Source organism: Pseudomonas aestuarii, assembly GCF_027988105.1.
In the GTDB taxonomy this organism is placed as follows: domain Bacteria; phylum Pseudomonadota; class Gammaproteobacteria; order Pseudomonadales; family Pseudomonadaceae; genus Aquipseudomonas; species Aquipseudomonas aestuarii.
Genome location: NZ_JAQJZJ010000006.1, coordinates 1 through 14,501 on the forward strand (window position 1 = coordinate 1; position 14,501 = coordinate 14,501).

At 62.6% G+C, this 14,501-nt stretch carries 8 protein-coding genes; 3 read left to right on the forward strand and 5 right to left on the reverse strand.

Annotated elements, in window-relative coordinates; translation table 11 throughout:
* The first annotated feature begins 87 nt into the window (after nucleotides 1-87).
* Nucleotides 88-4,194 carry a DEAD/DEAH box helicase gene (locus tag PH586_RS13810; RefSeq protein ID WP_271348346.1) on the forward strand — a complete coding sequence of 1,369 codons (4,107 nt, stop codon included), beginning with the start codon at nucleotides 88-90 and terminating at the stop codon, nucleotides 4,192-4,194.
* A gap of 138 nt (nucleotides 4,195-4,332) precedes the next feature.
* Here the strand turns inward: PH586_RS13810 and PH586_RS13815 are convergent, their stop codons facing one another.
* From PH586_RS13815 to PH586_RS13830, 4 genes are read right to left on the reverse strand one after another with little or no spacing between them, the layout of a single operon-like run.
* A complete protein-coding gene (locus tag PH586_RS13815; RefSeq protein ID WP_271348347.1) occupies nucleotides 4,333-5,646 on the reverse strand; it encodes a DUF1329 domain-containing protein in 1,314 nt (437 codons plus the stop codon).
* An 18-nt stretch (nucleotides 5,647-5,664) separates the two neighbouring features.
* Nucleotides 5,665-7,557, reverse strand: a complete 1,893-nt coding sequence (locus PH586_RS13820; RefSeq protein ID WP_271348348.1) for a DUF1302 family protein — start codon at nucleotides 7,555-7,557, stop codon at nucleotides 5,665-5,667.
* A gap of 39 nt (nucleotides 7,558-7,596) precedes the next feature.
* Complete coding sequence (locus PH586_RS13825; protein ID WP_271348349.1) at nucleotides 7,597-10,071, reverse strand: efflux RND transporter permease subunit; 2,475 nt, start codon at nucleotides 10,069-10,071, stop codon at nucleotides 7,597-7,599.
* A gap of 10 nt (nucleotides 10,072-10,081) precedes the next feature.
* Nucleotides 10,082-11,095 (reverse strand): WD40/YVTN/BNR-like repeat-containing protein, encoded by a 1,014-nt coding sequence (locus tag PH586_RS13830; RefSeq protein ID WP_271348350.1) that lies wholly within the window; start codon nucleotides 11,093-11,095, stop codon nucleotides 10,082-10,084.
* A gap of 439 nt (nucleotides 11,096-11,534) precedes the next feature.
* Between PH586_RS13830 and PH586_RS13835 the strand changes: the two genes are divergently transcribed.
* Nucleotides 11,535-12,071, forward strand: a complete 537-nt coding sequence (locus PH586_RS13835) for a lecithin retinol acyltransferase family protein (RefSeq protein ID WP_271348351.1) — start codon at nucleotides 11,535-11,537, stop codon at nucleotides 12,069-12,071.
* Here PH586_RS13835 and PH586_RS13840 read toward each other — a convergent pair.
* Complete coding sequence (locus PH586_RS13840) at nucleotides 12,038-13,723, reverse strand: sigma-54-dependent Fis family transcriptional regulator (protein ID WP_271348352.1); 1,686 nt, start codon at nucleotides 13,721-13,723, stop codon at nucleotides 12,038-12,040. The two genes, PH586_RS13835 and PH586_RS13840, sit on opposite strands and share 34 nt — an antisense overlap.
* Nucleotides 13,724-14,211: 488 nt before the next feature.
* Here PH586_RS13840 and PH586_RS13845 point away from each other — a divergent pair, with 488 nt between their 5' ends.
* Complete coding sequence (locus PH586_RS13845) at nucleotides 14,212-14,481, forward strand: phenol hydroxylase subunit (RefSeq protein WP_271348353.1); 270 nt, start codon at nucleotides 14,212-14,214, stop codon at nucleotides 14,479-14,481.
* Nucleotides 14,482-14,501 lie beyond the last annotated feature (20 nt).

Consider the following 14,501-nt stretch of genomic DNA (forward strand, 5'->3'; position numbering starts at 1 on the left):
TCAATCGCGGCAGCCTGGCGCTCGCTCAACCCTGTGGTTTGTTAATATCGCGCGTTCTGTTTTTCCTTCCGAGGCTGGAGTTTACCGATGTCCGCCCCTGTGACCCCTTTCGGGCTTGCCGCCCTGCCGGATGCCTACAAGGCGGTGCTCTATGTGCTGGCTTTGTCTTTCCCGGGCAAGCATAAAACCGCTTTGCTCGAGCAGTTGCGCGAGATGGGGGTGCGCAGCACCTCAGCCCGGGCGATGGACGGCTCGGCGCTGAGCGAGGTACTGGCGATGCTGCACCGCCTCGACTGGGTCAGCCTCGGCGGCGGCGGACAGCCCTATTGCTTGCCGCCGGAGCGGCGCAATCTGGTGCTGCAGCAGCTCAATAGTGACGTCAGCAAAGACAGCTGGTTGCTTGCGCTGCGTAGCAGCATCGCACCGCAGCGTAGTGCTTGGGATATTCCCAGCCAGGCGAATCAGCGGCTGAGTCTTTGGCTGGCCATCCTGGGTGGGCAGGCAGATGACGTGCGGCAGGGAGTGGCTTTGCTGCAGTCGAGCTCGCTGCGCCAGACCCTGACGGGCGAGTCGCCTTGCCAGCAACTGCTGGCTGACGAGCCGGGCAGGCAGGTGTTTGCCACACTCAAGCATGAGGTCAAAAGCCTGTTGCTGGAGGATTATCTGGGACAGGTGAACTGGCAGTTGCAACCGGCAGATGAGGCTTATCGGCAGGGGTTGGCCTTGCTCGCAAACTCTTCGGCCAGTGTTGAGTTGTCGTTACAACTGATGTTGCAGGCCTTGTGGCGTGGCGACTGGTTGCAGTTTAAAGCGCTGGGACGGGGTGAGCTGGCGTTCATGCAACAGTTCATCCTGCAGTTGTTGCGTGGTCAGTATCCGCAAGCCTTGCTGGCCATGCAGGAGTGGATGCTGGTGATCAAGCGGCAGAGCAAGAAGCGCAAAGTTGACCTGCCGCCGATACTCAATGGTTTCTATTGCCTGCTGTTGTTGGCCTGTGCTGACAAACAGCTGTATCCGGCGCTGAAACAGGCGGTCAGCCTGGGTCTGAAGGAGTATTACGGCCGGGCTTATCCGGCTCTGCAGATGCTGGTCGAACAGCAGCAGGCGAGTGGGCGGCGGCTTGATCCTGAGCTTAGCGAGCCCTTGTCGTTCAATGGTTTCGATGGCCTGCTGCTGGCCCTGGGGCTGTACTGGGCGGATGCCGAGGTGGTGCGCGAGCCAGTGTGGCGGGAGCAGGTCAGTGGCTTTCGCGACAACCTGGCAGCGGCGGGCTACCACTGGCTCGCTGAGGAGCTGGATGCCCTGCTGGCGCAGCAGTTTGCCCAGCTGCGGCGCCAGCCGGACTGGCACCAAGTGGCCGGGCTGGTGCCGCTGGTTAGCCTCTACCAGCGCCAAGAAGCCTGGCAGCATGCCCTGACCGCACTGTCTCTGCTCAAGTCGGGAAAGACCGAGTCGGGCGCTACCCAGATCGAGAAGTCGACGCGATTGGCCTGGTTCGTCACCTTCAACCCTGAGCAGCTGGGTGTCGAACCACGCGAGCAGAAGCTCGGCGCCAAGGGGCAGTGGAGCAAAGGGCGCGCCGTGGCCCTTAAACGCCTGTTCGAGGATGCCGACAGCCTGGACTTCCTGCTGGAGCAGGACCGGCAGACGATTCGCATGATTCAGCCTGGGACCGATTATTACTCTGGTGGGACGCGCTATGAGTTGTCTGCTGAGCACGCCTTGCCTCGACTGGTTGGGCATCCGGCCTTGTTCTGGGCCGATGCGCCGGATGTGCGGGTCGATCTGCTGCTCGGCCAAGTGAGTTTGCAGCTTAAATCACAAGGCACACAGATCCACCTCAAGCTCGAGCCAAATGGTGTGCAGGGCAATCCTGCCGTGCTGCTGCGCAAAGAGACGCCAACGCGCCTGCTGGTTTACCCGATCAGCCGTGAGCTACGGCAGATCGCCGATATAGTCGGTGACGGCCTGAGTGTGCCGCAGGCTGCCAAGGCACAATTGGTCGAGGCCATCGGTGCGATAGCGCCACTATTGCCGATCCACTCGGACTTGCCGGAGTTGGCTGGCCATCTGGACAGTGTAGCCGCCGACGGTACGGTGTATGCGCACCTGTTGCCGCTGGAGGCAGGCCTGCGCCTGCAGTTGCTGGTGCGACCGCTGGCCAGCAGCAGCTGGTTCAAGCCCGGGCATGGATTGGAAAACATACTCGGTGAGCTCGACGGTAAAGCGCTACAGGCAAGTCGTGACCTGCACGCAGAAACCGCCGCGTTGCAGCGGGTGTTGCAGGCCTGCCCGGCGCTGGCGCAGGCCGACACCGATGGTCAGGAGTGGCAGCTGGCCGAACCTCAGGATGCCCTGCAAGTATTGAGTGAGTTGCAGGCGCTGGAGGGCGACTGGTTGCAATGCGTCTGGCCGGAAGGCGAGCGCATGCGGATCAAGGCGCGGCCGGGCATGGGCCAACTCAAGCTCGGGCTCAAGCAGCAGGGCGACTGGTTCGTGCTCAACGGTGAAGTGCAACTGGACGATGGCCGCGTGCTGCACCTACGTCAGCTGCTGGAATTGCTCAAGTCCAGCACCGGGCGCTTCCTCAAGCTTGGTGATAAGGATTGGCTGGCCCTGAGCGACAGCCTGCGCAAGCGCCTGGACGAGTTGGCCCATCTGGCCGATCGGGTCGGCGATGACGGTCTGCGCCTGAACCTGCTGACCACCCCGCTGTTGGCCGGGTTGGCGCAAGAGGCCGGCGAGTTTCAGGCCGATGCCGGCTGGCAAGCGCACCTGGACAAGCTCGAATCGCTCAAGCACTACCAGCCGCAGGTGCCAAGTACCCTGCAGGCCGAGCTGCGCGATTACCAGCGCGAAGGTTTCGACTGGCTGGTGCGCCTGGCCCAATGGGGCGTCGGCGCCTGTCTGGCCGATGACATGGGCTTGGGCAAAACCGTGCAGACCCTCGCCCTGCTGTTGCACCGGGCGCCTGCGGGGCCGCAATTGGTGGTGGCACCGACCTCGGTGGCGCTCAACTGGCAGGCGGAAACCGCCCGCTTTGCGCCAACGCTCAGGCTGCACATCTATCAGCAGACTCGCCACCTTGATGGACTGGGGCCGCTGGATCTGGTGATCGTCAGCTATGGTCTGCTGCAGCAGGATAATCAGGCGTTTGGCCGTCAGCACTGGACCAGCGTGGTGCTGGATGAGGCCCAGGCGATCAAGAACTCGCAGAGCAAGCGCTCGCAAGCGGCGATGACGTTGCAGGCCGACTTCAAGCTGATCGCCAGTGGCACCCCGGTGGAAAACCACCTGGGCGAGCTGTGGAACCTGTTCCGCTTTATCAACCCGGGTCTGCTCGGCAGCCAGGACCGTTTCGCCCAGCGCTTCGCCACGCCGATCGAGCGTGGCGAGCAGGGCGCGCGCAAGGCGTTGAAGGCCCTGATCCAGCCATTCATTCTGCGGCGACTGAAAAGCCAGGTGCTCGACGAACTGCCACCGCGCACCGAGATCACCTACAAGGTGCCGTTGTCCAGCGAGGAGAGGCACCTGTACGAGGCTCTGCGTCAGCAGGCCCTGACGACGCTTACTGCTACGGCGCCTGGCAAGTCGCTGCAGGTGTTGGCAGAGATCACTCGCTTGCGGCGCTTCTGTTGTCACCCGCGCCTGGTCATGCCGGGCTGTGGTCTGAGTGGCAGCAAGCTGGCCGCCTTTGCCGAAATCGTCGAGGAGCTGCTGGAGAACCGCCACAAGGCGTTGGTGTTCAGCCAGTTCGTCGACCACCTGAGCATCATTCGTGGCTGGCTCGATGAGCAGGGCATCAGCTATCAGTACCTAGATGGCGCCACCTCGCCGAAAGAGCGCCAGACACGTATAGCTGACTTTCAGGCCGGCATAGGCGAGATTTTCCTGATCAGCCTGAAAGCCGGCGGTACCGGCCTCAACCTGACGGCTGCCGACTATGTGATCCACCTCGACCCCTGGTGGAACCCCGCGGTAGAGGATCAAGCCAGCGACCGCGCCCACCGTATGGGCCAGCAGCGCCCGGTGACCATCTACCGGCTGGTCACCGAGCACACCATCGAGGAGCAGATCGTCGCCCTGCACGGGAAAAAGCGAGACCTCGCCGACAGTTTGTTGGGTGGCGGCGAGGTCAGCGGCAAGCTGGATGCCGATGCATTGCTGAGTCTGCTCAAAGGCGACCAGTTCTAGTGACGCCAGCGGATACCTGCCCCATGGGGAGACCACTACAGCCCGCCGCCATCGACGATAGGTCATCGCTGGCGGCAGGCTGTGAGGGGATGATTGAGGCAGAAGGCCAGCCAGAGTGCTGACCTTGCAGGTGGGACTTCAGTTACCGGTAGCGCGCATGTGCTGCACGCTGAACATTTCCGGCTTGCTCATTTCCGGGTCGACCTGGCCCTTGAACTGGCCGGTGGTGCAGTGCATGGCTTGCACATCGATCATGCTGAAGCTGTCGTCGATCGACACACCGCTGTCCTTGTTTTTCGCCAGGTGGTGATCCGGGTGGGCCTGGCCGATGGTGAAGGTTTTCCACAGCGCGCCCTTGCGGTCATAGGAGACGGTCCGCGGGATGGTGAAAGTCTGCGCGTCCATGTAGTGCACGCGCTTGGATAGCGGATGGCTACCTTCGACCGGTGCCGCTTCCACCTCGTAGACCTTGCGCAGCTGCCAGGTGATGTCGGGGAAGCAGCCGCCCTGGCCACCGAAAGCCACGACCTGGTAGCCGTCGCTGTCCTGATGGGTCTCGCTGTCCAGGCTCAGGTCGTTGTGGTTGTAAAACGGCATCAGCATGAAACGGGTGCCCTTGTAGGTCCAGTTCATGTCGGAGATGCGCCCGTTGTAACCCTCGAAGTCTTCAATCATCAGGTCTGAGCCGAGGAACGCATCGGTCACCTGGCCGGTGGCCAGGCGCCGTACGCGACGCTGGAAGCCGAGGTAGAGCCAGGAATTGTCGCGCTTGAGGTCGTCCTGGGCGCGGTGGATCAGCAGCTGGGTGTTACGTACGTCGTAGGGCTCGAGCACCTTGACGTAGATGCCGCGAAACAGTTCCGAGGGGTTTGGCGTGATCGCCGGCTTGGGTTCCTGGTTGACCCGACCGATGAAGTTGAGGAAGTGAAAATCGAACTTGATGGTGCGCTCGACCTTGGCCGACTCCATGTCGCGGTACTTCCAGTAGAACGGCGAGATGGCAGCGCTGTCGCCCCAGTTGTAGCCATACTTGTAGTTCCAGGCCAGCTTCTCGCCGGCGCGCGGGTCATTGCTATCCGGTTCCTGGGGGAACGGCCGACCGGCGACCCAGCCTTCGATCTCGCCAGCCTTGGCGCCGAGCTTGACCTTGTCCTGGCCCTGGCGGGTGGCCTCGACATAATTGGGGTGCAGGTCGAAGGAAGTGGTCTCGCCAACCTGCATATCCAGCCAGCCCTTCTCGATGAAGCCGTAGAAGGCCGGGTCGATGATGTCCTTGAACTGGGCGACGTTGGCCTTGTTGATCGTCAGGCCGGCGCTGAGTCCGGCAAAGGCCGGCTTCTCAGCCTGGTAGGGACGGAAAGAACGGTCGATCACAGCCGAGTCGGCTTGGGCGAAACCTGCGCTGATTGCCAGGGCAAGGGCGGCGAAACGGAAGCGGAATTGCTTATTCATGGGTCTTCCTCGTGATGATCAGAAGCTGTAGCGCAGGGTCAGTTGCAGTTCGTCTTCCTTTTGCGCCATGCCAATCGGGCCAGCGCGGAAACGACCAAGGGGTTCATAGCCGGTCAGACCAAGGCTCATGCCTTCTGGTTGGCCGCTGCTGGTGAAGGGGTCCCAGGGGTTGCAGGTACGGCAGTCGTCATACTCGCGGGCGCCGCGACCGACCTTGATGTTGGCGCCGGCGGTGATCTTCAGGGTGTCGCTGAACAGGTACTCGATGCTCGGGGCGATGGCGGTGGCGCCGGCCTTGAAGTCATGGGCGGCGAGCAGTTGCGGGCTGAGGCGGTCGTTCATCCACCAGCCCTTGACCAGCAGGGTGCCGATCCAGTTCTGTTCCCAGTCCGGCATGCCGACCTTGCCCAGCACTCGTTTCTCTTCCTGGTGTTCGTGGATGTGTTGGCCGAACAGCTGGGCGGAGAACAGGAAGGCGCGCCCGGGGTTGAGTGCCGGAATGAAGATGTTCTTGTCCGCACCGATCACGTAGCGGGTCACGTCCGACTCGGAGAACAGCCGCGACTGCATTGTGTTGGCAAACTCCTCACCTTCGGTATGCGCTACCTCGACGCGGAATACCGTGTCGATCGCTTGCGAGTAGTAGTCCATCGAGCCGCCGAGCAAATTGACCCGCGGGAAGTGGATATCGAACGCAATCAAACTCGGCGATACCCCGGTCTCGCCGGTAAAGCCGTTCTGCGCCGGAATGCCACCGCGCAGCGAAGGCAGCTGGGAGCGATAAGTGAGGGCGTTGAGGCTGAAGCCAAAGTCGCCATAAACGCCTTCCAGTTTGATCCCGAACTGGGTGTTGGACAGGCTCCAGGACGGCATGTGTGCCTTGCGGATACCGATCTGGCCGGGGCCGAAATCGGTGGCGGTGTCGCCGAAGGCGAAGTTGGAAACGGTGCCGCCGTTTTCCCACAGGTTGTTCATGCCGCGGAAAAAGCAGGCCGCATCGAGGATCGAGTTGGGGCCGCCGCATTGACCGAGGTTATGCGGGCGAAACTTGTCGACGTTCCACACGAAGGACAGGTTGAGGTCGTCGAACAGCTCGCCGGCGCCCATGCGCCAGTCGGCCTTGGCGATCCACATGGGGATACGGATGTCTTGCAGCTCGTCATAGATGTTGTTGCGCGAATAGTCGACCGGGTTGATCACGTCGAGCACCCGGAACAGGTCGGTGCGGCCCCAGATCACCTGCTGCTTGCCCAGACGCCAGCTGAGGATGTCGCCGTTGGGCAGCTCATTGTCGAAGTCGACGTATAGCTCGCGGATGAAATCGAGGCGATCGTTGAACTCGGGGAAACGCAGCTCGTTGCTGCTGTAGTCGAGGTAGTCGTCGATGCAGCCGCGACTGTCCTTGTCGCAGGGCCGCACCGGCACGCCGAAAGCGACGCCGCCATTGGTTTTGTGCAGGTTCTCACCGAGGACGATCATGCCCTCGTTGGGATTGTTGGCCACGTTGAAGGTGTTCGGCAGCTTCAAGCCGCCGCCGTGCGGCACCGAGCTGGCAGGGTTGATCGCGCCCGTGTCCTCCAGCTGGATGGCGCCCCCTGCGCCACTGCCATATTCGCTGCTATTGAGGTCGTAGACGCCATCGTAGGTGCCGCGGAAGGTGGCGTGGAAGGCGGTGTTCTTGAAGTTCAGCTGGCCCAGGTCGCCGAACTTGCGGTCGGCGTTGAGCTGCAGGGTGTTGCGAAACTTCGACAGGCCGACGCTATCGCGGGCGAAGGTGGCGTTCTCGACATAACCGGTGACCTGCATTTCCTCGTCGGCCAGGGCGCTGGCCAGCGGGGTCAGGCTGCTGCCCGCGCCTGCCAGCGCGGCCAGGGTCCAGTGTTTCAGGCTTTTTCTTATTCTTGTCTGCATGGCAGAACCTCTTGCGGTGGGTTGTTGATGCATTCCGGCTCAGGCCGGTTGGCGCGCCTCGGGCAGCAGCCCACCGTCCGACTGCGCCGAAGTCGGCAACGGATTGGTGGGAATTGCGGGAATCGGTTCGGCGTCCTGGTCGGCGTGGATCACGCCGTCGGCGTCGACATAGGCATCGGTGATGAAGCGCGGCTTGAATACCAGCACCCAGGCCGGCGCCAGGAGCATGGCGGCGATGCCGTTGATCACGATCATCACGCACAGCAGCTTGGCGGCGTCGGCCTGGAAGCGCAGGTCGGAGAGCAGCACCCACATGACGATGCCGGCCATCAGGGTCAGCGCGGTGAAACTTATCGCCATGCCAGTGGTGGCGATGGCGCGGTGCACCGCCGCGGACAGATTGCCGCTCTTGACCATCTCCTCGCGGATGCGGTCCATCATGTAGATCGAGTAGTCGATGCCGACGCCGATGCCCACGGCGATGACCGGCACCGTGTTGATATCAATGCTCATCCCGGCCAGGCCCATGTAGGCGTAGGTCAGCACGGTGGCGAAGAGCATCGCCATCAGCATCATCAGGCCGGCATGCCAGCTGGTGTAGAAGACCATGACGAAGGCGAAGATCAGCACGAACACCAGTGGCAGCACCAGCAGGTTGGTCTCGAACGCCGATTCGTTCATCGCCGCGGCCACCCCAAGGGTGCCGCCGGCCAGGCGAATGCTCAGGCCCGGTACATCCTCGCCGTGTTCGGCGATCCACTGCTTGGCCATGAACATGGCGCGGCGGATGGTCTCGCCCTGGCGGTCCTTGTAATAAAACACCAGGTTGGCGATGCGGTCGTCGGTGTCGTTGAACTCGTCGAGGGCACCGGGGATCGGGCTGGAGGCCATGTAGGTGAACATCAGTCCGCCGACGTAATCGGCGTCATGGGGGATCTGGAACCAGCGCGGGTCGTCGTTGTGCATCAGCCGATTGACCTGCTTGACCAGGTCCGGCAAACCCTTGCTGCCGCCCACCGCCGGGTCACTGAGCATGTGCGCCTGCAGCGACTGCAGCGACTGCAGCACCTCGGGTCGCTTGATCCCGCCGTTCTCGGCGTGTTCGGCGATGATGTACAGCTCCTCGGAACCGGGGAAGCGGTCGTTGATCTCCTTGGACGACAGGTTGTAGTCGTGCTCGGGGTAGAGGATCGGCGAGCCGGGTTCGGAGTCGCCGATGCGCACCTGCGACGAGGCCCACAGCCCGGCGAGAATCGCCAGTGCGGCCAGGCCCAGCAGCTTGCGTGCGGCACCGGGGCGCGACACGGTGGCGGCGCAGGTGGCGCCGATGTGGCGCAGGAAGGTTTCCTTGATCTGCGGGTTCTTCGGCTGCGGCAGGATCGACAGCAGCAGCGGCACGCCGATCAGTACCGAGAAGATCACCGTGGTCGCCCACAGCGAGGCGTAGATGCCGAGCTTGGTGTTCAGCGCGATCGAGCCGATGGCGATCAGCGACAGGCCGATGGCGTCCGAGGCGATGCCCAGGGTGCCGGGGCGGAACAGGCTGTCGAAGGTGGCGCGCGCGGCCAGTTGGCCATCACCGCGCTCGCGTACTTCGGCGTAGTAGCGCTCGACCAACTGCACGCCATGGCTCATCGCCCGTGCGGCAATCAGGAAGGGAATCACCAGGCCCAGCGGGTCGAGGTTGTAGCCCAGCAGGCTGATGATGCCCAGGCCCCAGATGGTCGAAATCAGTACCCCGCCCAACGGGATCAGCACGCCGTAGGCCTTGCGGAAATGAAACACCAGCAGCGCCAGCATCGCCAACACGGTGAACACGAAAATCTGCAGGATCTGCTCCATGTAGGTGTAGGCCCAGCCAACCAGTACCGGTTGGCCAGTGGCGTAGAGGCGCACGCCGTCACGCACCTCCGCCTGACGCAGGGCCTGCAGCTGGGCGAAGGTCTGCTCGTAGTCGAGTTGACCCTCGATCAGTTGCGCCTTGACCAGCGCCACCTTGAGGTCCGGCGAGACCAGCGGCCCATAGACCCGCGGGTTGGCCACCACGTCGGCCTTCATCGCGGCCAGCTGAGCGTCGTCGAGCTGGCCGAATTCGGGCTGGTAGTAGGGCTCGGAGTTGATGCTGCCGACCTCGGTCAGCCAGATCTTGCGCGAGTTGCGGTGGGTCAGGCTGCTGACCAGGTTGTGGTTGACCCCCGGCAGGTTGTCCACCGCCTGGGTGACGCGGTCCAGAGTGGCCAGGTTGACGTTGCTGAACAGGTCGCCGTCGGTGAACTCGACGCCAATCACCAGCACGTTGGCGCCGCCGAAGGTGTCCTTGATGCTGTTGTGCAACTGGATATAGGGGTGTTGCTGCGGCAGCAGGTCGGCGAAGTCGGTATAGACCTTGAGGGCCGGGATCTGCAGGGCGAAGAACAGGGTCAGCGCGCCGATCAGCGCCAGAACCCGGCGCGGGTGACGGAACAGCCAGAGTTTGGCCAGGTAGAAAAAATGGGTGAACCGGTGCATGGACATGGTCAAAGCCTCACTGAGCCTGGGCGGCCAGGGCCGGGCGGGTATCGAGGTTGAGCAGCAGGCCGCGGCCGCCGGCCACGGTCAGGCGATGGTCGTCGCCGCTGCTGGCGGCACGCAGGTAAACCGGCGCATTCGGCGTCGGCACTGTCTGCCAGCGTTCGCCGCTCAGGTGCAGCACGCTGCTGTGGTCGCCAATGGCGAACAGGCCGTCGCGGTTGGCGCTGAAGTTGAAGATCGGCGCGGTGGATGGAGTGTCCTGGCGCTGCCAACTCTGGCCGCCGTCGACGGTGTGGTAGATGAAGCCGTTGAGGCCGCCCACCCAGCCTTCATCGAGGCTGACGAAGTGACTGGTGTGCGGGTAGAACTCGTCCGGCAGATTGCCGCTGGCTTGCCAGCTCTGGCCGGCGTCCGTGCTGTTGAAGACCAGGCCGAACTCACCCGTGACTACCGCCTGATCGGCATCGAGAAACTGCAGGGTGGTGAGCATGGCGTCTTCGTCCAGGCTGGTTGTGTCCCAGCTGGCGCCCTGGTCCTGGCTGCCGAGCAGGGTGGTCAGACCGCCTGCCGCCCACCAGGCACCGCCGGGTGCGCAGGTCGCGGTGAGCATCTGCTCCTCGGTCGGCAGCGCATGGACATTCCAGCTCTGGCCCTGATCGGCGCTGTGCCACAGCCGGTTGTCAAAACCAAGGGCGATGAAGCTGCCGTCCGGGCAGGCATCCACATCGATCAGGCCGGGTTTCCCTGGCAGTTGCTGGCGCTGCCAGGTCAGGCCCTGATCCGGGCTGACCAGGACCACGCCATCGTTGCCGACCAGCACGCTGACGGCCTCGTTGCTGGCCAACGCCTGGTAATGGTCGGTGCGCAGGCTGGCGTGGCTGGTTTCCTGAGAGACTGCCGCCAGATTCAGTTCGGCCTCGCAGCCTGCCAGCAGCATGGGCAGCAGGATGAGAGCGAACGGGAAGCGAGGTAGACGGGTGGCAATAGCGTAGGGCAGGCCGTTACGCGGCTTTAGAGTGAAGCTCATTACAGGTCACCACTTCGATTGTTGTTGTCTTGCAGCGGTTGGTAACCCTAGAGCAACGCCTGTGCCAGTCTTCTTGGATGTTATGTAAGTTATTGAGCTGTATTGATTTATGTGTTTGTTAAGGGCTTTTTGACGAGTCATTCGAGCGGTAGGGGAGGACTTGTCGTTGAGCAAATAATCAAATCGTCCGGGTCTTTGTCCATTTGGTGAAACCGTCTCGAGGCACCCGTCTGCTTGCCATTGGCCGAGCCAGGGGGTGCCCGCTCCTTGGGCGTTTTTTCAGTATTTTCTCGCTGGCGCCTCGGCATCGTGCAGATGCCGGCCGGCCGCAGCCTGTCTAGCTCGGCGACATGCCGCAGCTGGCGCGGTTGATGCATCGAGCCTGGTAACGCAACTGAAGCCCTTGGCTGGCCAAGGGCTGCGCAGGTTGGAGCCGGCCATGAGCAGAACCCACCCGATTTTCCTGACAAGCGCGATGCAAGGGGCACGACAGGTGCTCTGGGATATCGACGCAGACGTCGAGCCGCCACTGGGCGCACACCTGGTCACGCCGCGCCATGGCTATTGCCATCACGGCATCTATGTCGGCAACGGTCGGGTGGTGCATTACGCGGGGTTGTGCGAATCGCTGCAGGCAGGGCCGGTGGAAGAGGTATTGCTGGAGCAGTTCGCGGCGAACCGGCCGGTGTGGATCGAGTATCGGCCCTTGCCTGGTTTCGCGGCCGGACAGGTGGTGGCCAGAGCCCGCTCGCGGCTAGGCGAGCACCGCTATCGGTTGCTGACCAACAACTGCGAGCATTTCTGCACCTGGTGTCGCTACGGCTGCCCGCGCAGCGACCAAGTGCGCGGCCTGCTGGCTCGTCCCTTGGTGGCGCTGGGCCTGGTCTGGCGCCTGTTGCCCAGGCTGCTGGTGCGAGCTAACCCGCAGTTGCTGCGAACCTGTCAGGCCTCGATACCGATCTTCTTCAGCCGGTAAGCCAGGGCTGGGCGGGTCAGGCCGAGGATGCGCGCCGCGCCGGAGACATTGTTGCCTGCGCGCTGCATGGCTTCGCGCATCAACTGTTCTTCGATGGCGTCCAGGCTCAGGCCCGAGCCCAGCACCTGCTCGATCCAGTTCTGCTCGGCAGCCGGCTCTAGCAGGGTGCCTTCATTGGAGAGCCGGCTTTCCAGCAACTCTTCCAGCTGCAACTGCGGGAACAGGGCCTCAAGGCTGATGCTCTCGTTGCTCTCGGTGAGGATGATGCCGCGCTCGATGACGTTCTCCAGTTCGCGGATATTGCCCGGCCACGGGTAGTGCATGCAGGCCTCCATGGCCAGGTCGGAAAGGCCCAGGGTCTTCTTGTTGTATTCGCTGTGGAAGCGCTTGAGGAAATGCTCGGCCAGCAGCGGGATATCTTCCTGGCGTTCGCGCAGGGGCGGGATGCTCACCGGGAACACGTTGAGCCGGTAGTACAGGTCGGCGCGGAATTTGCCCGTCTTGACCGCCTCGCTGAGGCTTTCGTTGGTGGCGGCGATCACCCGTGCGTCGACCTTGCGCGTGCGGTTGTCGCCGACCCGTTCCAGCTCACCTTCCTGCAACACGCGCAGCAGGGTGGCCTGGGCGCGCGGGCTCAGTTCGACCACTTCGTCGAGAAAGATGGTGCCCTGGTTGGCCCGCTCGAAACGGCCCATGCGCGACTGCAGCGCGCCGGTGAAGGCACCCTTTTCCACGCCGAACAGCTCAGCCTCGATCAGGTCTGGTGGAATGGCGGCGCAGTTGACCGCGACGAACGGCTGTTCGGCGCGGGCGCTGCGCAGGTGCACGCTGCGCGCAATCACCTCCTTGCCCACACCACTTTCGCCGAGTAACAGCACCGAGACCTTGCCCTGGGCTGCCTTGTCGATCATCTGGCAGACCTTGGTGTAGGCCAGGGACTGGCCGATGCCATAGTACTGGCCTTCCTGGCGCTGCAGGCTGGTGCGCAGGGAGGCCAGTTGCGACTGCAGCTCGTAGAGTTCCTCGATGATCGGGTCGTTCTTGAAATACTGCTTGAACGCCTCGGCGTCGTCCCATTCCTCGGCCAGCTTGCCGACGATCCGGCACTTGTCGTCGCCGCGGCCGCGGCAGGTGATCTCCTTGAAGATCACCTCGCGGCCCATGAACGAGGAGGAGTAGCTGCAGGCGTAGCCAAGCAGGGTCCAGCACACCGGATCGTCCATCGGACCCAGCTCGCTCTGGCATATCTCCACCTCGAAGGAGTCGATCCACTCCACCTCGACGTAGAAGCGCCCGGCCTCGATGTCGATATCCACCTCAGTGGGGATCGCCTTGACCAGGCCCTTGAGCGAGTGCAGCTGCGGACCGGCGAGGAAGATATCCAGCTCGCTGCAATGCGGGCGTAGCTTGCGCGCCAGTTCGGCGTCGCGCAGGCCGGACGTATAACCCAAACGCAGGAAGAAGCCCTTGGCCCGCTCTATGCCGAGAATGCTCACCAGCTCGCGGCGAAAACTGCCCATGGCGGAAACCTGCATCAGCAACATGCGCTGTTCGCCGAACCAGATCTTGCCTTCCATGCTTTGAAAACGGATCTGTTTGCTCAGATCCTGAAAGTCCGAATGTTGCAGTTGCGGCTTGTAGCTGATTGCCATGGCAAATAGGACCCCTGCTTGTTTTTGTAAGGGGAACCACCTCAGGCCGGTTTCCTTGCAGCCCGTGACAATGGCTGAAGTTACCCGCTGGTTACCTGTTTTTACCTGCATTTTCCGTCAATGGAAGGGCCTGGGGTGGTTGGCGGCCGAGGTCTTGGGGCAACGCCTCGTGGTTCGACTCGGCAGTCACCATATCCAGATCCTTGCGCGGGGGGAAGTCAACCAATTGATGAAATTGGCGCCGCCAGCTCCTCTCACACACCCCCCATCCAGGCGGCTGAGCATTTGCTCAAGCTGGCCTGTGGCATTTGATCAAATCATCAAAAATCCCTCCGGTCAGCTTGGCCATCTTGCGCTGCGTGGCGCATCTCATGCCGTCTTAAAACTTTATATATCTATATAAATCAAATGCTTAAAAGTTTTTTTCGGGCATTGGCACAGCCGTTGCGTTAGGCCTGTCACCCGCCACCAAGGGAGATGGCCCGAACATGAACACGCTTGAACCCCGTTTTGAAGACCTGCCGCGCTACATCCGGGTACGCAGCGAGCCAGATGCCCGCTTCGTCGAGTTCGATTTCGCCATCGGTTACCCGGACCTGTTCGTCGAGTTGGTGCTGCCGCACGCCGCGTTCATCCAGTTCTGCCAGCACAACCGCGTGCTGGTGATGGACCAGGCAATGGCCCAGGCGGTCGACGACGACATGGTCAAGTGGCGCTTCGGTGAAGCCGGCAGCCGCATGCCGGGTAAACACGACTAAGGGTTTGCCCACGGCAGCCA